The sequence below is a fragment of the Neobacillus niacini genome (assembly GCF_030817595.1).
In the GTDB taxonomy this organism is placed as follows: domain Bacteria; phylum Bacillota; class Bacilli; order Bacillales; family Cytobacillaceae; genus Neobacillus; species Neobacillus niacini_G.
Genome location: NZ_JAUSZN010000001.1, coordinates 3,755,235 through 3,774,725 on the forward strand (window position 1 = coordinate 3,755,235; position 19,491 = coordinate 3,774,725).

At 37.5% G+C, this 19,491-nt stretch carries 25 protein-coding genes and 1 other annotated feature; of the genes, 9 read left to right on the top strand and 16 right to left on the bottom strand.

What is annotated here, in order from left to right; all coding sequences use genetic code 11:
• Positions 1 to 33 precede the first annotated feature (33 nt).
• Positions 34 to 480 (bottom strand): hypothetical protein, encoded by a 447-nt coding sequence (locus QFZ31_RS17805; RefSeq protein WP_307305229.1) that lies wholly within the window; start codon positions 478 to 480, stop codon positions 34 to 36.
• Positions 481 to 668: 188 nt separating this feature from the next.
• Here QFZ31_RS17805 and QFZ31_RS17810 point away from each other — a divergent pair, with 188 nt between their 5' ends.
• Both QFZ31_RS17810 and QFZ31_RS17815 read left to right on the top strand, forming a co-directional pair.
• The gene (locus tag QFZ31_RS17810; protein ID WP_307305232.1) at positions 669 to 1,463 is read left to right on the top strand and encodes a nucleotidyltransferase domain-containing protein; all 795 of its coding nucleotides are present in this window, start codon (positions 669 to 671) and stop codon (positions 1,461 to 1,463) included.
• A gap of 114 nt (positions 1,464 to 1,577) precedes the next feature.
• Positions 1,578 to 2,879 carry an NCS2 family permease gene (locus QFZ31_RS17815; RefSeq protein WP_307305235.1) on the top strand — a complete coding sequence of 434 codons (1,302 nt, stop codon included), beginning with the start codon at positions 1,578 to 1,580 and terminating at the stop codon, positions 2,877 to 2,879.
• A gap of 40 nt (positions 2,880 to 2,919) precedes the next feature.
• On the opposite strand, the gene QFZ31_RS17820 is transcribed toward QFZ31_RS17815, so the two are convergent.
• On the bottom strand, positions 2,920 to 3,567 hold the full coding sequence (locus tag QFZ31_RS17820) for a glycosyltransferase (protein ID WP_307305238.1): 648 nt from the start codon (positions 3,565 to 3,567) through the stop codon (positions 2,920 to 2,922).
• Positions 3,568 to 4,038: 471 nt separating this feature from the next.
• The gene (locus QFZ31_RS17825) at positions 4,039 to 4,854 is read right to left on the bottom strand and encodes a GGDEF domain-containing protein (RefSeq protein ID WP_307305241.1); all 816 of its coding nucleotides are present in this window, start codon (positions 4,852 to 4,854) and stop codon (positions 4,039 to 4,041) included.
• A 212-nt stretch (positions 4,855 to 5,066) separates the two neighbouring features.
• Between QFZ31_RS17825 and QFZ31_RS17830 the strand changes: the two genes are divergently transcribed.
• Positions 5,067 to 5,540, top strand: a complete 474-nt coding sequence (locus QFZ31_RS17830; RefSeq protein WP_307305244.1) for a hypothetical protein — start codon at positions 5,067 to 5,069, stop codon at positions 5,538 to 5,540.
• 405 nt (positions 5,541 to 5,945) lie between these two features.
• Here the strand turns inward: QFZ31_RS17830 and QFZ31_RS17835 are convergent, their stop codons facing one another.
• Together QFZ31_RS17835 and QFZ31_RS17840 are read right to left on the bottom strand one after the other, a co-directional pair.
• Entirely contained in the window at positions 5,946 to 6,623 is a 678-nt protein-coding gene (locus tag QFZ31_RS17835; RefSeq protein ID WP_307305246.1) for a hypothetical protein, read from the bottom strand.
• 6 nt (positions 6,624 to 6,629) lie between these two features.
• Entirely contained in the window at positions 6,630 to 7,169 is a 540-nt protein-coding gene (locus QFZ31_RS17840; RefSeq protein WP_307305247.1) for an HD domain-containing protein, read from the bottom strand.
• A 167-nt stretch (positions 7,170 to 7,336) separates the two neighbouring features.
• Here QFZ31_RS17840 and QFZ31_RS17845 point away from each other — a divergent pair, with 167 nt between their 5' ends.
• Positions 7,337 to 7,591: a hypothetical protein gene (locus tag QFZ31_RS17845; RefSeq protein WP_307305249.1), complete on the top strand. Its 255-nt coding sequence runs from the start codon at positions 7,337 to 7,339 to the stop codon at positions 7,589 to 7,591.
• A 134-nt stretch (positions 7,592 to 7,725) separates the two neighbouring features.
• Positions 7,726 to 8,502, top strand: coding sequence for an alpha/beta hydrolase (locus tag QFZ31_RS17850; RefSeq protein WP_307305253.1), 777 nt, complete (start codon positions 7,726 to 7,728; stop codon positions 8,500 to 8,502).
• Between the two features lie 160 nt (positions 8,503 to 8,662).
• Here QFZ31_RS17850 and QFZ31_RS17855 read toward each other — a convergent pair whose 3' ends face one another.
• Positions 8,663 to 9,115, bottom strand: coding sequence for a DUF2269 family protein (locus QFZ31_RS17855; RefSeq protein WP_307305255.1), 453 nt, complete (start codon positions 9,113 to 9,115; stop codon positions 8,663 to 8,665).
• A 137-nt stretch (positions 9,116 to 9,252) separates the two neighbouring features.
• On the opposite strand from QFZ31_RS17855, the gene QFZ31_RS17860 reads away from it, so the two are divergent.
• A complete protein-coding gene (locus QFZ31_RS17860; RefSeq protein WP_307305259.1) occupies positions 9,253 to 9,636 on the top strand; it encodes a DUF454 family protein in 384 nt (127 codons plus the stop codon).
• Positions 9,637 to 9,673: 37 nt separating this feature from the next.
• Here QFZ31_RS17860 and QFZ31_RS17865 read toward each other — a convergent pair whose 3' ends face one another.
• The 10 genes from QFZ31_RS17865 to QFZ31_RS17910 form a co-directional block, all read right to left on the bottom strand.
• Complete coding sequence (locus QFZ31_RS17865) at positions 9,674 to 10,183, bottom strand: GNAT family N-acetyltransferase (RefSeq protein WP_307305260.1); 510 nt, start codon at positions 10,181 to 10,183, stop codon at positions 9,674 to 9,676.
• 11 nt (positions 10,184 to 10,194) lie between these two features.
• On the bottom strand, positions 10,195 to 10,704 hold the full coding sequence (locus tag QFZ31_RS17870; RefSeq protein WP_307305263.1) for a GNAT family N-acetyltransferase: 510 nt from the start codon (positions 10,702 to 10,704) through the stop codon (positions 10,195 to 10,197).
• Positions 10,705 to 10,713: 9 nt separating this feature from the next.
• On the bottom strand, positions 10,714 to 11,715 hold the full coding sequence (locus tag QFZ31_RS17875) for a glutathione S-transferase family protein (RefSeq protein ID WP_307305267.1): 1,002 nt from the start codon (positions 11,713 to 11,715) through the stop codon (positions 10,714 to 10,716).
• Positions 11,716 to 11,732: 17 nt separating this feature from the next.
• Entirely contained in the window at positions 11,733 to 12,182 is a 450-nt protein-coding gene (locus tag QFZ31_RS17880) for a GNAT family N-acetyltransferase (RefSeq protein ID WP_307305269.1), read from the bottom strand.
• Positions 12,179 to 12,685 carry a GNAT family N-acetyltransferase gene (locus QFZ31_RS17885; protein WP_307305271.1) on the bottom strand — a complete coding sequence of 169 codons (507 nt, stop codon included), beginning with the start codon at positions 12,683 to 12,685 and terminating at the stop codon, positions 12,179 to 12,181. The genes QFZ31_RS17880 and QFZ31_RS17885 overlap by 4 nt, the downstream gene beginning before the upstream one ends.
• A gap of 362 nt (positions 12,686 to 13,047) precedes the next feature.
• Positions 13,048 to 14,712, bottom strand: coding sequence for a methionine--tRNA ligase (metG, locus tag QFZ31_RS17890; RefSeq protein WP_307305274.1), 1,665 nt, complete (start codon positions 14,710 to 14,712; stop codon positions 13,048 to 13,050).
• Between the two features lie 58 nt (positions 14,713 to 14,770).
• Positions 14,771 to 15,046, bottom strand: a binding site (T-box leader).
• A gap of 51 nt (positions 15,047 to 15,097) precedes the next feature.
• Positions 15,098 to 15,244: a hypothetical protein gene (locus QFZ31_RS17895; RefSeq protein WP_307305276.1), complete on the bottom strand. Its 147-nt coding sequence runs from the start codon at positions 15,242 to 15,244 to the stop codon at positions 15,098 to 15,100.
• A gap of 80 nt (positions 15,245 to 15,324) precedes the next feature.
• A complete protein-coding gene (locus tag QFZ31_RS17900) occupies positions 15,325 to 15,762 on the bottom strand; it encodes a GNAT family N-acetyltransferase (RefSeq protein WP_307305277.1) in 438 nt (145 codons plus the stop codon).
• Positions 15,763 to 15,775: 13 nt separating this feature from the next.
• Positions 15,776 to 16,645, bottom strand: a complete 870-nt coding sequence (locus QFZ31_RS17905) for an NAD-dependent epimerase/dehydratase family protein (protein ID WP_307305279.1) — start codon at positions 16,643 to 16,645, stop codon at positions 15,776 to 15,778.
• Positions 16,646 to 16,774: 129 nt separating this feature from the next.
• Positions 16,775 to 17,059 (bottom strand): YggT family protein, encoded by a 285-nt coding sequence (locus QFZ31_RS17910; RefSeq protein WP_373459862.1) that lies wholly within the window; start codon positions 17,057 to 17,059, stop codon positions 16,775 to 16,777.
• Between the two features lie 224 nt (positions 17,060 to 17,283).
• On the opposite strand from QFZ31_RS17910, the gene QFZ31_RS17915 reads away from it, so the two are divergent.
• The 3 genes from QFZ31_RS17915 to pfkB all read left to right on the top strand — a co-directional run bounded on the left by QFZ31_RS17915 (position 17,284) and on the right by pfkB (position 19,491).
• Positions 17,284 to 17,649 carry an SCP2 sterol-binding domain-containing protein gene (locus tag QFZ31_RS17915; protein ID WP_307305280.1) on the top strand — a complete coding sequence of 122 codons (366 nt, stop codon included), beginning with the start codon at positions 17,284 to 17,286 and terminating at the stop codon, positions 17,647 to 17,649.
• Between the two features lie 169 nt (positions 17,650 to 17,818).
• Positions 17,819 to 18,568 (top strand): DeoR/GlpR family DNA-binding transcription regulator, encoded by a 750-nt coding sequence (locus QFZ31_RS17920; RefSeq protein WP_307305283.1) that lies wholly within the window; start codon positions 17,819 to 17,821, stop codon positions 18,566 to 18,568.
• Complete coding sequence (gene pfkB, locus QFZ31_RS17925) at positions 18,565 to 19,491, top strand: 1-phosphofructokinase (RefSeq protein ID WP_307305286.1); 927 nt, start codon at positions 18,565 to 18,567, stop codon at positions 19,489 to 19,491. Before QFZ31_RS17920 ends, pfkB begins: the two co-directional genes overlap by 4 nt.

Sequence of the window (19,491 nt, forward strand, 5' to 3'; positions counted from 1 at the left end):
AGTAAAATGGAAGGATTTCATGATAATTGTGGATTACTTTTTAACCAACGTTATTAATGATGTGCAGAACGTTACTGTAGAAGCATACATGAGGAAGGTGTAATAGTTAACAAAGACCATATTTGTGTATTGGTTTAACCATGGATAGATGTAAATTCGAGATGCTTCCCTTGTAAGCGGTCTGCCAAACTTATGAATGAACTCAGAAAAATATACAAATTCTAATACACTTGAGGCCAGCATGACGATAAAGGAACATATGATCATTTTTCGCCAAGTACAAACGTTAAATGAAGCATCCCTAAGTTTTAGAAATAATTCATACCCAAAAAGGGAAAAGGTCAACAATACGTATGGAAAAATAAGAATGACTGAATTACGGTTACCGGAAAAGGACTCGAGGTTAAATGAAAATTCTCTAACCATGACAATTGCAATTATACAAAGCAGGAAATAGATAATTAATTGCCTCGATAACATCTTATCTCCCCCTGTTTATTCATTAAAAAAGGAATAATGCCCTATTGTTTATATATTCAACAATAAGGACGTTATTCCCTTGACCCTTATGGCGGTGTTTATGAGAATAGCTCTCACAGTGCTAAGATGTATTAATCATAGTAAGTCTGTTAAAGGGAAGTTACAAATTAAGTAAATGAGGTATCAAATTGAAAGAACACATTTTATTAGTCCTAAAACAAATCGAACAAGAATTTAATGTAAAAATTCTTTATGCCTGTGAATCAGGCAGCAGAGCCTGGGGATTCCCTTCTAAAGATAGCGATTATGATGTCCGATTTATTTATGTTCATAAAAAGGAATGGTATCTCTCAATCGACCAAAGGCGCGACGTGCTGGAAGTCCCGAAGCATGATAAAATCTCAATCCCTGTAGACAAACTTCTAGACTTGAATGGCTGGGAACTAACCAAAGCATTACGGTTATTCCGCAAATCAAATCCGCCTCTGCTGGAATGGCTTCATTCAACTATCGTATACTACCAAGAGTCCTCTGCGATCAGTAAAATGAAAGAATTAGAAAGTCAAATCTTTTCTCCCATTGCTAGCATTCACCATTACCTAAAAATGGCAAAAGGTAATTATAGAGATTACTTAAACCGAAGGGAAGTTAAAATAAAAAGATATATCAACATATTCCGGCCGCTGTTCTCAGCTAAGTGGATTGAAAAGCACCATGCATTTCCCCCTATTAAATTTACACAGCTAGTCGAGGATATTCATCCAACCAATGAGATTAGCATAGTACTCGACGATATAATTAAGCTTAAAAAAGCTGGTGAAGTTCTTGATCCAAATCCTAGAACTGAGCTCATCAATCATTTCGTTGAAGGCGAGATTGAGCATTTAGAGCAGTATGTAAGGGAAATATCAGTAAATAAATCTGACCAAACCGAAGTCTTAAATCAATTGTTTCGAGAAACGCTAGATGAAGTTTGGGGTTAAATATAAATTGTCACATTTAAAGTGGTGTATTTTTTCAAGTAACGCTTGAAAATATCACTAAAAACGAATATTATATAAAGGTTATTAATAAATGTTCGTGTTTTGGAGGAACTTATGTTTAAACTAAAAGAAAACCAAACAAATACAAAAACTGAACTACTCGCAGGAATCACAACCTTCTTTACAATGGTCTACATTGTCGTTGTTAACCCAGTCATTCTTGCTGATGCAGGTGTTCCATTTGAACAAGTCTTCACAGCAACGATAATTTCTGCTGTGGTTGGGACACTTTGGATGGCCTTGTTTGCAAATTATCCAATCGCCATTGCACCCGGTATGGGGCTTAATGCATACTTCGCATACTCTGTTGTCGGCGGCGGACAAAATATTAATTATGAGACAGCCTTTGCTGCTGTTTTTATTGCTGGTATTATTTTTGTTATTTTATCTTTAACGCCCTTTAGAGAGAAATTAATCGATGCGATTCCAGATAACCTGAAACATGGGATTACAGCAGGTATAGGTTTATTTATTGCTTTTATCGGGCTAAGACTTACACACATTATTACTGCTCATCCTACCAATCTTGTTGGATTAGGTGATCTTAGGTCTCCTTCAGCACTGCTTGCAATCATCGGTTTAGCGATTACACTCATTCTGATGGTGCTGCGAATTAATGGTGCTCTATTTTTTGGAATGATTATCACAGGACTCATAGCCTTTTTTACGAACCAACTTTCATTCGATCAAGGCTTTGTTTCATTACCATCCCTTCCTGAAGGGTTAATTGTTGGAAACCCTATTACAGCATTAAGTGATGTTATTGAGCATAGTCTATATGCAGTTGTCTTTTCATTCATTCTAGTAACCATCTTTGACACCACCGGAACAATGATTGGTGTTGCAAATCAGGCTGGTTTAATGAAAAATGGAAAATTCCCACGTGCGCGTCAAGCATTGCTATCTGACTCTGTTGCTACATCAATCGGAGCCATGTTTGGTACAAGCCCAACAACCGCTTTTATTGAATCCACATCAGGAGTTGCAGCAGGAGGACGGACAGGATTAACTTCCCTTACCGTTGCTATTTTGTTTATTCTATCGGCATTCTTCGGACCTCTTGTCAGTGCCGTTTCAGGTATTTCTGCGATTACCGCTCCTGCCCTAATCATTGTCGGCAGTATGATGATGGGAAGCATTGCAAAAATTAAATGGAATGAATTAGATGAGGCCTTCCCGGCATTTCTAGTAATCCTAAGCATGCCGTTAACATCCAGCATTGCCACAGGCATTGCACTTGGTTTCATCAGCTATCCTCTTCTGAAAATAGTGAAAGGAAAATGGCGTGAGGTTCATCCGCTTCTATATGTTTTTGCTGTCTTATTCTTTTATCAGCTGGCATTTTTACCGCATTAAAAAAATGGAGCCCCAACCGTTATGTTGGGCTCCATTTTTATTAAAACTTATTTGGGAACTGTTTGATAATCCCGTTTGTAAGGAAATCAGCCATATGCATTAGATGATTTTGATTTTTGTCTAATGCAGTAATGTTCTGATTCCAAGACTTATTAAGTTTGGCCGCCACACCTTCTGTAATAAATCTTAAATGCATATACATCATTTCATTTAATTCTTTTTTATTGTAATTAGGATTCGCAGCACTTAAAAAGTTTGTAATATCATCTGCGTTTTTAAACCATTCATCACTGTATTTTTTGAAATCAGGCTGATTTCCACTTTTCGCTGCTGCCGCTACCTTACCGGCAATTTGAATATGCGCTCTTAACAGCTTTGCAAGTTTGTTACCTGCTTCTTCTCCATAATAAGGTTTGATGGCATTCCCAAAATCGTCCTGATTTTTTAATAATCTTGTTAGCACTGGTTCTTGGTCCTCAAGACCTGCAATGAAACTTGTTACAAACTTTTCTGTCCAAAAAGCGTGTTCCGTCCAAAGTTCCTTCATATCAACCCTAAGCTGGACGGCTTTCTGACTTAGTGGCTGCGTTTGCCGCTCGGCACGTTCGTTCCCTTCAGCATTTGTGAATGTTGGGAAGATTAATACAAATGAGAGAAACAAAACCAAGATTTTTGATAAGTGTTTCATTCAATTCATCTCCTAATAATAAATTTAACCGGCCAATTTATTATTAGATATTTTATCCATTTTCACTCATACGGAAAAATTTTCGTATTAACATCTTCATAATTTCCACACAACTTCTCTATAACTTCTACAAATGTTTATTCTATTATAAAGATAACTTATTTGAGACTTAGGTTTTAGGAACCTTATTCTTAAAAACTTCCCATAATTTGATTGGTACCCGGGTACCAATCCTTTTTTTTTGCCTATTATGCCATCTTCACAAATTCCACATAACTTCTCTATAACTTCTACAAATGTTTTTCTTATTATAAAGATAACTTATTTGAGTCTTAAGGTTTAAGGAACCTTATTCTTAAAACTTCCCATAATTTAGCCTGGTACCCGTGTACCAGGCTCTTTTTTTGCCTAATTAAAAAACACAAAAACCATAAATTCCGCAAAAAAGGGTTAGTGCACTGCACTGACCCTTCACTTAATATAACTAACTTGATTCCTTCCACAATTCTTACATTGATATAAACCTTTATCAGCACGATTCAATAGAGAATCGATGCTGTCCCCTGGTCTAGATTGGGTAACCCCAAAACTAGCTGTAAGGTTTCCTGCCCTTTTGAAATCATGGTTAGCCACTACTTCCCTTAATTTCTCAGCTAGCTTAACCGTACCTTCCCCTGATGTACTAGAGATGACAATGAACTCTTCCCCACCCCATCGTCCAAAAAACTCTCGATTTGTAAGATGGTGCTGGATGAGTTTCGCTAACTCTACCAGGACTTCATCACCAATTTTATGCCCATAGTTATCATTCACTAACTTAAAATGATCAATATCAAAGAAAATGATTAAAAAACCTTCTCTCCTGTCCTCGAAAGCTTTGAGTTTCTTTTCAAGCCATTCATCAATCAGCAGACGATTGGCGATTCTCGTTAATGAATCGAAGTAGGCGTGCTTTTTAAACATTTCAAGATCTGCATAAGTCTTAAACACATGCTGAGCGTAGTAGAGAACGATAATGTAAACTAGGTTAGCAAAGTAAAATTGACCGAGCGAATCAATCGATTCTGAGGATAGAAGGTGTAAATACACGATACCAATAACAAAAGTTGCAAGAAATATGACGATGGAGTAATACAAACCTCGTTTTGTACCCAGGGTTAGAAAAAAGAATAAGGTGATAATTGGCATCCAGATGATAAAATCGCCAAGAGATCCTCCATCTACAACCATATAGTTACGGACCGCATCAAAAAAAGTCGTAACGTGATAATAACTAACTAATGCCAAATTGGAATATTCCATGAATTGGATAAAGATTCTTTTATACAGGAAAAACCAACTAATAATAAACCAAATTGAGAGAATGTTATTAATGGTAAAATCAAATTTGGTTACGCCTTCTACATTTTATAGAAGCGTATTAGAGATGAGAGAAATAACAATACAGGGTATGACCCATAAATGGAAGGGCATATTAAAAAATAAAAAAGGGAAATTTCATGATAGGACTTTTAATAGCACTTGCCGTCTTTAATTACCTGGGGTTTAAAACAAATAAATTACTAAATGGCAACCAAATTCTACATATTTGGTTATTTACGATTGCCTTACAAGTACTATTCGATGTTTTTATTGAATTCAAATATCATGCTTACTGGTACTTCGATAAAGAATTAGATTGGCGGGGAATTATTCCACATGTATTCCTCATTCCGCCAGTAAATATGTTTTTTTTAAATTGGTTCCCATTTAAAAAGGGCTGGATGAAACAAGCAATATATTTAACTGTTTTTGTGGTTGCAATTTTAATCTATGAAGTCATTACCCTGCTGCCTGAACCTTGGGGATACTTTCATTATGGCTGGTGGAAACTGTGGCATGCAGCAATCCTTGACCCAATATTGTTACTAATCTTATTAGGTTTCTATAAATGGATTTGTAAATTAGAAAAAAAAGCCTGTTTAATGTATTGATTGATCTAACATCTGCTTCGATGATCACATGTGAAACTGGTTTTTAGCTTCATGAAATTATACATGACATTTGCTTGTCTGCCCTTTTTGGTATGGGGATTCCTTTTGGAATGAAGGCATTCCAAAAACTTTTTATCACAGTAACAAGGGGAGTTACCACGCATAAGACAAAGGTCATGTTTGTAGCAGCAGGAATCTACATCATTAATAGGTTGTCCTGGACCGCTGCAGCCAGGTCCACACCATCTATACCCCGAAAAAACACAGAACGGAAACTTTCTCCTTCTACAACTCATATTTTTCAACTCCTTTTTATTAAAATATGAATTTGTAGGAAAGTGGGGCCGTGCTAGTATCCCGGCTGGGCTATAAATACACAAAAAAAGGAAATCAGCGTGATTTCCTCTATAACCCAAATATTTTATTAATAGATTTCATTGCCTCCGGACTACACAAAGCAGCAAAATGGTCTTTTAACATCATTTTAGCATCTTCCACTTCTAAGGTACTTTCCTTAATGCTATGATTTTGTGACCAAAATTTCATTGTCTCAAATGAAGTACTGCTCCAGCCATTTTTCTCTCCTGCTTCGTTTGTCTTTGCCTTGGTCCCTGAAACAACAATATCCAAAGAACCCTGCAATTCAAGTAAGGCATGATCAAATGGCTTCTTCTTCTCCTTATCCTTCATTCCTGCCTCTACTCTTAGAACTCTTGTGTCTATTCCTTCGTTCTCACGAATCAACGTATATAGCTCAACAGCTTCTCTTGACATTAGCCCATCTTGATAGCGTTCTTTTACTGAAAGTGAAGATCCCAAAATCACACGTATCAAAGGTAACAATTCAGGAGATATTAAAACGGATTTCTTTTTAACAAACTTTCCATAAGCAGCTGCTCCATCTCCAGGAAATTTTGCACGCCACATCCATGGATCCAGCTCAGAACCGGTATACCAATGCTCTTTCAACGTTATTCCGTCGAGTGAAGGATAATCAGGGATGAGCTTTGCCAAAGGTAGAAATCCAATTTCTTTTATTACGTCTATCGCTTCTTCATATGTATGAACCTTATAATCCTTCATCCATTATCATCTCCCGAAAAACTTATCTACTTCTTTACGTAATTCTATTAGTAAATCAAATGATGATTGTAAACCTAAGCTCTCTACAATATTGGTGTAATACCACCTTTGCTGCTCTTTACCAGCATTAAATCTACTCCAAACCTCTTCGCCAACTTGTTCATAATCTCTCATGATAGAACGGATATTATGAAGTTTATCTGCACAGACGACAGCCCGTATATCCTCAGAAGCAGTTTGTAAAAACTCTATCGTATGTTCCTTCCTAGCTTTCCACGGAAGGGATTTATCCGGTTCTGAACTACCTTCAACTAGCTCTGCGATTTTTGGTCCAAACTCCCATTTGATTTCATCTAATGATAGCGGCGTATCCTCAACAGTGTCATGTAGAATTCCAGCTGCAACGATTTCCTCACTATAGCCGCTCTTTAATAACATCATCCCAACCGCAACTGGGTGTGTTATGTAGGGAATATCCGAGTTTTTCCGATATTGTCCCTCATGATTTTTGCTGGCAATCTGTAGAGCCTTTTCCACTATATCCATGTTTGCCCTTCCTCTCATCCATCCTGACAATCCTCTATTTTTACCTTATTTCAACAAATTCAAACAAATCTCCTTCCTATCTTTCTGGTAAAAAATATTTAATTTGTCCAATCACATATTTTTGTACAAGCATATTTTATAGTACGAGCGTGAAAGGAGGGATTTGAATGTCTAGAAGAAGACGTCGTGACGAAGATGTTGCAGGTGTACAAGACCGCAACAGAAGATGCCGTAATAATGACGATGTAGGCGGTGCTATGGATCGCAACGATGACAGAAGAGATGACAGAAGAGATGACAGACGAGTTGTCATTAATGCAGACGAAGTTATTATCCGTGCAGATAGAGTTATCATTGTTGACGAGGATAACAGAAGAAGAGATGACAGAAGAGACGACAGAAGACGCCCATTCTGGTTTTAATCAGTATATCTAGGGAATAATTGACTCCTCAGGCTGGTGAGACAAAAAGTCTCACCAGCCTGTTTTTATTGCTCCAAAACGTTCTAAAATATGGTAAATTAATGAAATAGAATATAAGAATAGCAGGTGCTATAGTGTTAGAAAAATCTCATGTTTATATGTCTACATTCAATCAAGATAGAATGATTAAAGTGTATTTGCCTGTGAATTATCACGAATCAAACAAACATTATCCCGTATTGTATATGCACGATGGGCAAAATGTTTTTGAAGATGAAGGTGCGATTAAAGGGATATCTTTAGGATTGAAGGATTACTTAGATGAAAACAAGGTAGAAATTATCGTTGTAGCCATTGATTTAAATCCAGAAGGAGAAGAACGAATTAACGAATACTGCCCATGGGTAAATGGCGCCATCGCTGAAAGAATCATTGGTCACCCTGTTTCGGCAGGCGGTAAAGGTGAACAATACTTAGACTTTATCGTAAATGAACTCAAACCTTTGATCGATGATAAATACCGAACTATAAAGAGTCAAACTTCAATGGCCGGAATTTCGTTAGGAGGACTTATTTCTACATATGCTGCCTGCCGATACCCACAAATTTTCAAGCGGATTGCGGCGATATCACCTGGCTATTATCGGAACCAAGAGGAACTTGAAGTATTCGTAAGAGATTCCGATCTGTCCGGAGTTGAAAAGTTTTATATGGATTTTGGCACTCATGAAGTTAGTGGCAATAAGGAACTTAATACCGAGTTTTCAGATATGATTCAATCTATCTATGAGATTGTGAGCAGTAAAATTGCTGATACCCGCTATGAAACGATTCAAAATGGCAAGCACAACTATACCTCGTTTAAAAAGAGAATTGGTGAAGTAATATCTTATCTTTATTCCGATTTGTGAGATTAAAAAGGTATGGTCGAGGATGACCATACCTTTTATTTTGTCATTTCTGTCACTATGAACCTCTTATAGTTACCGTAAACTCTGCTCTTGTCATTTATCGGCACTATGAACCTCTTATGTTCTTGTGCCATCTTTTTTTCGATTACCTTGAGAGTATCTAAAATGGTTTTAGTATCATGAAGGCGATAATGACTATAAAAATTGCATTTTCCAAATATTCATAGCGGAACAGTATTTTTGATAAACGATAATACTCTTCAGGGATTTCCTCACCTTTATGTGATGCTAACAAAGCCTTAACCGGTTTAGATCTGGGTGATAGGACAAGCGGCCCAATTGCCAGGGCTGCTAAAAATAGAACTAGACTTGTTACATACCAGCCCGTTTGGAACAGGCTTGGATTCATGAAGCCCATGATTAAACCTGTGATAAGTACAAGCGTGCCGCCTACCATCACAAAAATATGAAGTTTATGTCGAACGGCATAGGAATGCCTTAACTCTGTCATGGTTTTCCCCGACTTAACCACGGTCGTTAAGATAAACCCAGGGCCCATTCCCATAATCGCCGAAAAAATGTGTAAAACTACTATAGTTTGATAGAAAGTCATTTAATCAACCCCCAATATCTTGACTTGACTATTTTAACATAATGGTGGTTGAAACGGTTTTTATGTACTTAATCTGTCAAAAAACTTTCTTTTTTTACATGATATAATATAGGTAAATAAAACAGAAAGGGGCAAACATGCGCAAAATTATTAAATTCCTCTATATCATCATCGGTTTTATTGCCCTCGGCTTAGGCGTTTTGGGTCTTGTTTTACCAGTGCTGCCGACAACTCCTTTGCTTCTTTTAGCATCCTACTGCTTTGTGAAGGGATCTGAACGATTCGAGCACTGGTTTAAAGGGACAACTCTTTATACACGTCATTTAGAGACTTTTGTAAAAGAGAGGGCCATGACGTTAAAACAAAAACTGACGATTTTGTTATTTGCTGACGTGATGATCGCCATTCCCTTCTTTATTCTCGAAAGCTTTTTCATCCGGCTTATGCTGGTATTGATTGTTTTTTATAAATATTATTACTTTATCTATAAAATAAAAACGGTTCCCAAACCAACTAAATAACCGAGAGCAAGGAACACACTCCAAGCTCTCGGTTATTTTATAGTTGACGACAATATCTTAGTGATATGTAATCTTCCCCATCTGCATTTCCATACCCATTTTGTTCATGTTGAAAAATAAATCCTCTTGCTTCATAAAAGGGGATACCTTTTTCATTCCCTTTTTGTACGGAAACCCACTGCTCACTGGCATTATATTCTTCTTTCTGCTGTTTCGTAACCGCCTCTAGCAACATAGTTCCAATACCTTCATTGCGCCGGTTAGGATCTAGATACAACACAAATAATTCCCCAGCTGTATCATTGATCATTCCTCCCCCGCCCGCACCAACTACTTCATTATTATCAAGCGCTACAAAGTAGCCTCCCCAATACCTGCTGGTTTTTGTTACTTCATCTACTATTCTATCGGTGTTGTAGAACTCGCTTATGATTCTTTCAATATATTCTTTTGAATGTGTTTCACCATATGTTGCACGATATCCATCAGAAAACACTTTTGCTATTCCTTGAACATGGCTAGGGTCTGCTTTGCAAATTTCTATCATTCATCGGCTCCTTAATCTTTATTAAGAGAAAGTCGATAGGCTTTTACGATGATTCCATCGTTAGCAGGTTCAAAGTCGTATTGTGGCAATCGTTCAAATCCCAATCGCTCATATAATTCCATTGCAGTCTCCATGAATTCCCCGGTATGGAGCCCAATCGACTGATATCCCCGCGCTTTAGCCCGTTGAATACATTCGGACACTAAAGCGGATGCAACACCTTTGCCTCTCATTTCCGGTGATACAGCAAGCATTCTAATTTCCGGATAATCCAGAACTTCCACGTTCCCATCATATGCATCGATTTTAGCAGGAAATAGAACAACACTTCCTGCAATTTCTCCATCGATTTCAGCTACTATTCTCTCCACACCAGGAAGCGTATCACCCTCTGATAAGATTGCCTGCTTTAGAGCGAGCCAATGACCTTCAGGAATTTTCGCTGAATGTTCAACATAAGCGTTGACTCTTTGCTCTCGTATATAAGGTAATTCTCTTTCCATAGCTTCTCGAATGATCATTGTGCACTCCTAATCAATTAAAAATTTATCTTCTTTGTTGCTTAAATACTGACGATTGTGTTCGGTATTAAGCCCAGATAGGTCCGGTCCTTTTGGCAAAATACCATTATGACCTTTCTGATCATTGCTAGCTATGTGATTTGAAAGATGATAATGTCTCTTGATTGCGTCAAAATCAGTGGTATCACCAAAACCAGGAGTTTGATATAAATCTCTTAGATAACCCCAAAGATGCGGGAAGTCAACAATCCGATTTCGATTTGTCTTAAATGCGGAATAATACGCCGCATCGAAGCGAATTAATGTTGCATATAGCCGTACATCCGAGTCAGTAATATAGTCTCCGAATAAGAAACGTTGTTTTGATAGCCGCTCCTCTAACATATCTAATCTTGCAAATAATGTATCATACGCGTGCTCATAGGCTTCCTGAGACTGCGCAAAGCCACATCTATAAACTCCATTGTTCACTTCATGAAAGATGATATCGTTTAAGGCATCAATCTCTTCACGTAAGAATTCCGGATATAAATTTGGCGCATTTTCCTTATGAAAGGCTGACCAAACTGTTTCTAAATAATTTGTTAGTTTGAAATAATCATTGTTCACTACCTTTTGTTCCTTCACATCCACCATCACAGGTACCGTTGGCCTGCCTGCGTAATCCGGTTTTGTTTTCTTATAAATTTCACTCATATAGCGAATGCCCAGTACAGGGTCTACCCCATCTTCATCTAAAGAAAACTCCCAGTCTACATGCGGAAGTTTAGGACGCATCGGGCTTGCCGTACCTAAACTAATTACCTCTTCCAAACCAAGAATTCTTCTGACAATCACGGAGCGATGTGCCCAGGGGCAGACTGCTGACCATAATAGACGATATCGTCCCGCCTCTATAGGAAGCTCGCCTTCACTGAATCCAAACGGTGTATCAAATCTATTTTTTTGCCGTTTAAACGACCCATCTCCGCTTATTTCAGCAGCAAGGCTGCTCTGCTCTTCTTGTACCATTTAAAATGCACCTCTTTTTATAACTTATAAAAATAATAACGAAATTCTTCATCCATCTTAAATCCTTGTTTCTCCCAAAACACCCATGCCTTCTTATTTGAATGTTCAACCGAAAGTTCAATGCCTTTTGACTTTGTTAACAGAGTAAATTCCTTCACTTTCGCAAAAAGCTGTGTTCCAACGCCGCTTCCCCTAAATTCCTCTGCTATAAAAAAATCGTTTAAGAGCCACACACGCTGGAGGGTTAACGAAGAAAAGACAGGATAAAGTTGTGTAAATCCAACCACTTCATCCTCAAGCTGTGCAATAAAAATGACTGATTCCATGTGTTCAAATTTTTCAAATAGGAATTGTTTCACCGCTGCCGGGTCTTTTTGCTGACCGAAATACTCACGATAGTCATCAAATATAGGTACTAGTTTTGATAAATCCTGTATGGCTGCTTGTCTAATCGTAAGTTTGTTCATTTTAAATGCAGCACCCTATGTTCATCGTCCAAATAAACTCCATTCAGTTTCATCGCTTTTTCTTCGAGTCCAAATACTTTAAACCCAAGTTTCGTATATAGCTTCCTCGCTGGTTCATTACTTGCAACGACCGATAAATTTATTTTTTCGATTGCTTTTATTGATTTTGCTTTATTAATCGCTTCTGTGAGCAATGCCTCTCCGACACCTGCTCCTTGTTTTTTTGGCGTCACATACATCGCAAAGATGTTTGCTCTGTGTTGTATTTTCTCAGCTTTTTCTTGTAGGAGTGTTACCACCCCAATAAGCTCATCACCTTCAAATGCCCCAAAAGTGTCATTGCCTTCTGTCGAGAGGCTACTTTCAACCTGGGCAATCGGATTTTCTCTTTTCAGAGCGTCTTCATAACTAGTTAGAAAAGCTTCTGGAGCTTCCTTTAAGGCTTCCAATCTAAGATTCCAGTATTTCTCTGCATCTGTAGAGGTTAGTTGTCTAATTTCCATGGGACGACCTCCCTTTTGAAATTTATAATATACCTACTATATTACTAAAATTCTAAAAAGATAGATAATAAAAAAGTATTGACCTTTATCTGAGGTTATTCTATTGAGGAGTCGTTCATGATGACCATTTTTCAAGTTTTATATCATTTTCGGGCTTCATAAAACCTTCATGGTGACCACTTTTCGCTTTTTATATGATTATTGGGCTTCATGGAACCTTTATGGTGACCACTTTTCACTTTTTATGTGATTTTTGGGCTTCATGAAACCTTCATGGGACCACTTTTCACTTTTTATGTGATTCTTGGGCTTCATGAAACCTTCATGGGACCACTTTTCACTTTTTATGTGATTTTTGGGCTTCATGAAACCTTTATGGCACACTTATTTAAACTGTTTGTTTGTTTGTTTAGCCTTTCAAGTTCTTCTTCAATTCTAGCTGGATCGATTCGTTCAAATAACGGCTCAACATTGGATATCACGATTGGTTTAACTATAAAAGGTTTCCAGTTAGTCTCTGATATATTGAGCAAATCCTTAACCTTTTCACTCGAAAACGGAAGAAACGGTGTTAAGATATGCGCAAGGTTTGCTATTAAATATACGCAAGCTGCTAGGGTTTGCTTGCAAGACTCTTCATTTTCGTGAATCTGCTTCCACGGTTGTTGTTCATCAAAGTATTTATTTGAAAACCGCACCAACTCGAACACTTTTTCCAGCCCCTGTTTAAAAGAGGCTTCTTCAATTAAGCAGCCAATATCCTTATATAAAGTATCGACTTTTTCTTGAATCACAGAAGAAACAGCTTTATCAGGAACAACACCATCAAATGATTTTGTAATAAATTTCAACGTTCGATTTACAAAGTTCCCATATGCCCCTAATAATTCACTGTTGTGACTATAAATAAATTCCTTCCACGAAAAATCTGCATCCCTGTTCTCTGGTGCGTTTATCGTTAGGAAATACCGGATAGAATCAGGATCATATCTATCTAAAATATCAGGAACCCATACTGCCCAATTCCTGCTGGTCGATAATTTCTTTTTTTCCAAGGTCAAATACTCATTTGAAACGATATGAGTTGGTAAAGGTTCCTTACTGAGCCCAGCCAGAATCCCCGGCCAAATAATCGAGTGGAATGGAATATTATCTTTCCCGTGAACGTAATAGGATCTAGCAGAAGCATTCCAAAACGACGAATCATCTTTACCAGATTCTTTTGCCCACAGCTTGCTGGCAGTATAGTATCCCGAAACCGCCTCAATCCAAACATAGATTTTCTTTTCTTCATATCCAGCAACAGGCACACTCACTCCAATAGGCAAATCCCGAGAAACGGCACGATCCTGTAAACCTTCCTTTAAATATCTCTTCGTAAGAGAAACAGCATTCTCCCGCCAAAGCTTATTATTTTCCGCTGTTTGTACATAGTTTTCCAAGTGAGCCTGGAATGAGCTTAAGGCAAAATAGAAATGCTCTGTGAATTTTGTAGTAGGTGGATTTCCGCATATTTTGCATCTGCTATTCAGCAATTCAAGGGGTTCTAAAATAGTAGAGCAATGATCACATTGATCCCCGCGAGATGGTTCCTTACACACAGGACAGATTCCTTCTACATATCGTTCCGGTAAGAATTGAGCGCATTTCTCACAATAGGTTTGTTCAATTTCTTTTTTATAGATATGACCTTTTTCAAGCAGCTCTAAAAAAATCTCCTGAACCAATTTGTGGTGATGTTCGATGTCCGTTCGAGTATAGCAATCATATGAAAATCCTAATTTTGTAAAACATTCAAGGAATTCCTGGTGATACCGGTCTGTAATAACGTGTGGTTCAACTCCTTCTTGTCTCGCGCGAATCGTTATTGGAGTTCCATTACAATCGCTTCCTGAAACATAAAGTACTTGTTCCCCTTTCAAACGGTAATATCTCGCTAATATATCCCCTGGCAGCAAACTTGAAATATGACCAAGATGCAAGGAACCGTTCGCATAGGCCCATGCACCGCCAATAAATATACTCATATCGTAAAACCTCCTATTTTTTTAAAAAAATAAAAAAACCCCGCCCTCAACTGTAAAAGTTAAGGACGAGGTTTGATATCCACGTGTTACCACCTTATTTCGCAAATAGCTCACACCATTTGCCTTAGCAAGTACGGAGTAACCAAAATCTACTCTTATACTGTGACATTGGTAACGAGTGTCAAAACTCGTCGCAGCCTACTAATACGATAACGTATGTTCAGTACGAAGCTCAGAGACCATTGTTCAAATGAGTGTTTTTGCTTCTTTTCAGCTGCCGAAGCTCTCTGTGGAAAAACCATGTCATTCTACTTTTTCTCTTCTTTGCCTTTATTTGTTAAATTTAACAATATATTATTCGAACGATTCGAAAAAGTCAATTAAATTATTCGTCCGCCCCACCGGCATCATTCTTAAGACGAGTAGAGCTATGCGGGTTACCTTCTGTAATGACACGGTCGATATCCAAGTAAGGTTTACCACGCAATGCATCGTTAGATATTATCGTTGTACTTTGTTCATTATTATTCACTAAAACTACCTCCTCTTTGATGGATTAATTTTCCCGCTAGAAGTAGTTTGTGTTAATTCCTGAAATTTACAACATATCCTTTACAATGAAAAATAATAGAAGTAATTTGATTCCTTTTTGAATCCTATTTTTTCATACAGTCTCTGTGCAGTTACATTATCATGACCTGTCTCTAATGACACACCTTTTGCCCCTGTTTCCTCCGCAAATTCAATCGCCTTTTTTATTAACTTCTCCCCAAAACCCTTCTTACGAGCAGATGCATTTACATATAAATCGTTAAGGATCCATGATTTTTTCATACCGACAGAAGAAAAAGTCGGATATAACTGGACAAAGCCAACCGGACTACTCTCATCATAGGCAATGAAAACTACTGAATCCTCATTTATTAATCTTTCTTTTAAAAAAGCTCTTGCACCTTCAATATCAGAATCCTGTTTATAAAACACCCGATAGGAATCAAATAACTCTGTTAAAAAATTTAGTTCATTTAATGTAGCCTTCTGAATACTCATGGTATACCCCCAACTATGAATAGTGAATGATTAACTTTTTCAAAAGATTATCTAATGATGTAAAACGGAAGCCCAATGACTGAACCAGACTGGTATTCACTGACCACGACCCAGGTAAATTATAGGGAGATGGATGACCGTCTTCACTTAATTTTGCTTCTGTTTCGATTAGTTTCTCAATTAAGCTGATTAATTCACCCAAACTGATATCTTCCTCAGAGCCTGGATTAACAGGACCTTGATAATCGGTCTTTGCCACGCTTAATAAAAATGAAGCCGCTTCGCCTGAGTCAATAAAACTATATCTAAAGTCAGGATGTTCAATGAACATCGGTCTTCCTTCTTTTACATGCTCCACATGGAATTGTAACCGATTCGTATAATCGTCTTTTCCAATAATAATCGGAAAGCGTACGGCAACGACCGGGAAGTCAGCATTCTGAAAAAGGATCGCTTCGGCAGCTCGTTTTGCTTCCTGATATCCAACATACCCTATGTAATCTCTTCTGGATTTTAGTACTGGCTTATAACCGAATGGATTGAAACTTTCCTCCAAATGGTTGGCCCCAAAATCATAAACTGCCTGACTCGATGTAAAGATATACTTTTGAACTTTTCCTTTTAGCACATTCAGCGTATCAAGAGCTTCTTGTGAGGAATAGCAGGTTTGATCAAAAACCACATCCCAGGTCTTATCCTTAAAAGCTTTTTCTAATGACTCTGCATCTTCACGGTTTATAATCAATCGAGAAACTTGATCTCCGAAGGCGTAAGGTGTCAACCCTCTGGTTGCGACTGTAACCTCTACCCCTTCATCGATTAATAATTGTACCAGCCTCTTGCCAACAAATTGCGTTCCCCCAAGAATTAACGCCGATTTCATCAAAATCTCCCCTTTGTATCTTTCTACTTAAAGTTTAACTTATTTTACCAGTTAAATGATACTCAAAAGAAAGAAATAGGGCTTTACTTACGATAGGTAAGTAAAGCCCTATTTCTAAAATGTTTTTAATTAAAATGCACCGAGGATGATTAACAATTGTTTGAGACCTTCTAATGCAAATCTCCCAATAAAGCTATATGCAAATATCGCAATGATTGGAGAGAAATCAATCATACCCAGCGGCGGGATAAACTTCCTAAAGATAGATAAGTAAGGGTTAACCAGCCTGCCAACCAACGACCCTATTTTGGATGTTTGAAATTGTGGGAACCAAGAACCAAAAATATTAATCAAAATTAACCAATAATAAATATCATAGATATAATTTGCTACTACCATTATATTTGTGCCCAAATTTATTCTTCCTATCTTATAAAATTTTTTCAAATCCGCTACGTTTACATATACGTATTATACTCAATAAGGTTTCAAATATATCTATATTTTTAACTAAAATCTTAAAAGCGTAAAAAATCTAAAAAATTGAGAAAACGTTCACCACCTTCACACTTCCCAATTAGTATTATTAAACTATGAAATATGCATTGGTTTTACTAATTTCTAGGGGGAATGGCTAAATGGTAAAAGCAATAAGAGAGTACTCTTTAGAAGACCTAATGGAAAGGATCGAAGAAATCTTCAATCAAAATCCCGGTCCCATTAAAGGTTTTGATGCTGTTGTACAGTATGACGTTCATGGTGAAGAAACAGGAACCTATCAGCATTATTTTAAAGATGGAAAACTAACCATTAAAAAAGGAATAGCAACTGCCCCAACCTGCACCATGCAGTTATCGTACGATAATTTTAAAAAGTTTTTATTAGGAAAACAAAGCGGAACGGTTGCGCTGCTTACTGGAAGAGTTCGAGTGCTAGGAAACTTGAGTACAGCCATGAGGATTGAGACCATTTTACGTCGTTACAATATTAGAGAACCATTTTAAATTTATTTTGGGAATACTATCTGTTACATGGATGCTAAAGAGGCATCCTTTTTTATTTGGTGCTTTTTGAACGAAAGAGAACGTTTTTGAATTTTGATGATTGATTTTTGTTGTATTCAATTGTAAAATAAAATCAGTAAACATGAAAGCGTTTTAGGAGGCGGTAATAATGTTAGAGCCAGAACGCCATCAAATTATATTAGAAGCATTAAAGGTAAAGAATTCAGTGAAACTTCAGGAACTTGTGGAATTAACAAATTCCTCTGAGTCAACCATCCGAAGAGATCTTATACAGTTAGAACAAGGAAAATTTCTTAAGAGAGTTCATGGAGGTGCTGCAAGACTGCAAGGAAAGCTGCAGGAACCAAGCATGATCGAGAAATCCTCCAAAAACCTCCAACCAAAACGTCAAATTGCACAGTACGCTGGGAGCTTAGTAGAAGAAGGAGACTGTATTTATCTAGATGCAGGATCCACCATATTCGAAATGATTCCTTTCCTTCCAGAAAACATTGTGGTAGTAACAAACGGATTAACACACGTAAATGAACTACTAGAAAAAAATATAAAAACTTTTTTAATAGGCGGCTATGCTAAGCCATCAACGAAAGCTTTAATCGGGCGCGGAGCATTAGATAGTCTTGAACATTATCGTTTTGATAAGTGCTTTATGGGAGTAAATGGAATTCACTCGCAATTTGGCTATACGACACCCGACCCTGAAGAAGCAATGGTGAAAAAATTAGCAATATCATTATCACGTGAAGCATTTGTGTTGTCGGATGAATCAAAGTTCTCAGAGATTGCTTTTGCAAAAATTGCTGACTTACATCTTGCCACCATTATCACAAATGAATTAGACCCTGATACAGAGGAGCAATATCAAAGTAAAACAAAAATTAAGGTGGTTACATCATGATTTATACCGTTACTTTAAACCCATCACTTGATTATATCGTAGAGGTAGATCAGGTAACGCTTGGCGAATTAAACCGAACAAAAAATGAAACCAAATTTCCAGGCGGAAAAGGAATTAATGTTTCCCAAGTTCTAAAAAGATTAGACGTTGACAGTCATGCTCTTGGATTCTTAGGTGGTTTTACCGGAGATTATATTGAAGATTTTCTAACTTCACACGGTATTAACACTGACTTTGTAAAGGTCGATGAAGACACAAGAATCAATATAAAGCTAAAATCTGATAATGAAACCGAAATTAATGCAAAAGGGCCCAACATTTCAAAAGAAAACTTTGAAGCCTTAAAAGGCAAAATCAGAGAACTAACAAGCGAAGATATCCTTGTTCTCGCTGGCAGCATTCCATCTACTATGCCAGAAAGTACGTATGAAGAGCTTGTGAAACTATGTAATGAAAATGGCACGAAGTTTGTTGTCGACGCGGAAGGTGAATTACTTAAAAAGGTACTTCCATTAAACCCCTTCCTAATCAAACCAAATCATCACGAGCTCGGTGACTTATTCAATACCGTTATACACTCTTGTGAAGAGGTCATTCCTTATGCACAAGAGCTTGTAAGACAAGGTGCTCAAAACGTGATCGTATCTCTTGCGGATAAAGGAGCTGTCCTGATTAATAAGGACCAAGCCTTCATTGCTACCAGCCCAAAAGGCGATGTAAAAAGCTCTGTTGGTGCAGGGGATTCGATGGTGGCTGGTTTTATCGCAACCTATGAAAAAACAAAATCGATAGAAGAAGCTTTTCGTTTTAGTGTGGCAGCTGGAAGTGCAACTGCATTTTCAATCGGATTATGCACACGCGAAAAAATGGAAGGCTTGCTCCCTCAAGTAAAAGTAGAAAAGTCAAAACTAAGAGGAGAATGA

Excerpts from the sequence above, each read along its gene's own strand:
- QFZ31_RS17805 (WP_307305229.1), bottom strand. The coding sequence starts at position 480 with ATGTTATCGAGGCAATTAATTATCTATTTCCTGCTTTGTATAATTGCA.
- QFZ31_RS17815 (WP_307305235.1), top strand. The coding sequence starts at position 1,578 with ATGTTTAAACTAAAAGAAAACCAAACAAATACAAAAACTGAACTACTC.
- QFZ31_RS17820 (WP_307305238.1), bottom strand. The coding sequence starts at position 3,567 with ATGAAACACTTATCAAAAATCTTGGTTTTGTTTCTCTCATTTGTATTA.
- QFZ31_RS17830 (WP_307305244.1), top strand. The coding sequence starts at position 5,067 with ATGATAGGACTTTTAATAGCACTTGCCGTCTTTAATTACCTGGGGTTT.
- QFZ31_RS17835 (WP_307305246.1), bottom strand. The coding sequence starts at position 6,623 with ATGAAGGATTATAAGGTTCATACATATGAAGAAGCGATAGACGTAATA.
- QFZ31_RS17840 (WP_307305247.1), bottom strand. The coding sequence starts at position 7,169 with ATGGATATAGTGGAAAAGGCTCTACAGATTGCCAGCAAAAATCATGAG.
- QFZ31_RS17845 (WP_307305249.1), top strand. The coding sequence starts at position 7,337 with ATGTCTAGAAGAAGACGTCGTGACGAAGATGTTGCAGGTGTACAAGAC.
- QFZ31_RS17855 (WP_307305255.1), bottom strand. The coding sequence starts at position 9,115 with ATGACTTTCTATCAAACTATAGTAGTTTTACACATTTTTTCGGCGATT.
- QFZ31_RS17860 (WP_307305259.1), top strand. The coding sequence starts at position 9,253 with ATGCGCAAAATTATTAAATTCCTCTATATCATCATCGGTTTTATTGCC.
- QFZ31_RS17865 (WP_307305260.1), bottom strand. The coding sequence starts at position 10,183 with ATGATAGAAATTTGCAAAGCAGACCCTAGCCATGTTCAAGGAATAGCA.
- QFZ31_RS17870 (WP_307305263.1), bottom strand. The coding sequence starts at position 10,704 with ATGATCATTCGAGAAGCTATGGAAAGAGAATTACCTTATATACGAGAG.
- QFZ31_RS17875 (WP_307305267.1), bottom strand. The coding sequence starts at position 11,715 with ATGGTACAAGAAGAGCAGAGCAGCCTTGCTGCTGAAATAAGCGGAGAT.
- QFZ31_RS17880 (WP_307305269.1), bottom strand. The coding sequence starts at position 12,182 with ATGAACAAACTTACGATTAGACAAGCAGCCATACAGGATTTATCAAAA.
- QFZ31_RS17885 (WP_307305271.1), bottom strand. The coding sequence starts at position 12,685 with ATGGAAATTAGACAACTAACCTCTACAGATGCAGAGAAATACTGGAAT.
- metG (WP_307305274.1), bottom strand. The coding sequence starts at position 14,712 with ATGAGTATATTTATTGGCGGTGCATGGGCCTATGCGAACGGTTCCTTG.
- QFZ31_RS17900 (WP_307305277.1), bottom strand. The coding sequence starts at position 15,762 with ATGAGTATTCAGAAGGCTACATTAAATGAACTAAATTTTTTAACAGAG.
- QFZ31_RS17905 (WP_307305279.1), bottom strand. The coding sequence starts at position 16,645 with ATGAAATCGGCGTTAATTCTTGGGGGAACGCAATTTGTTGGCAAGAGG.
- QFZ31_RS17915 (WP_307305280.1), top strand. The coding sequence starts at position 17,284 with ATGGTAAAAGCAATAAGAGAGTACTCTTTAGAAGACCTAATGGAAAGG.
- QFZ31_RS17920 (WP_307305283.1), top strand. The coding sequence starts at position 17,819 with ATGTTAGAGCCAGAACGCCATCAAATTATATTAGAAGCATTAAAGGTA.
- pfkB (WP_307305286.1), top strand. The coding sequence starts at position 18,565 with ATGATTTATACCGTTACTTTAAACCCATCACTTGATTATATCGTAGAG.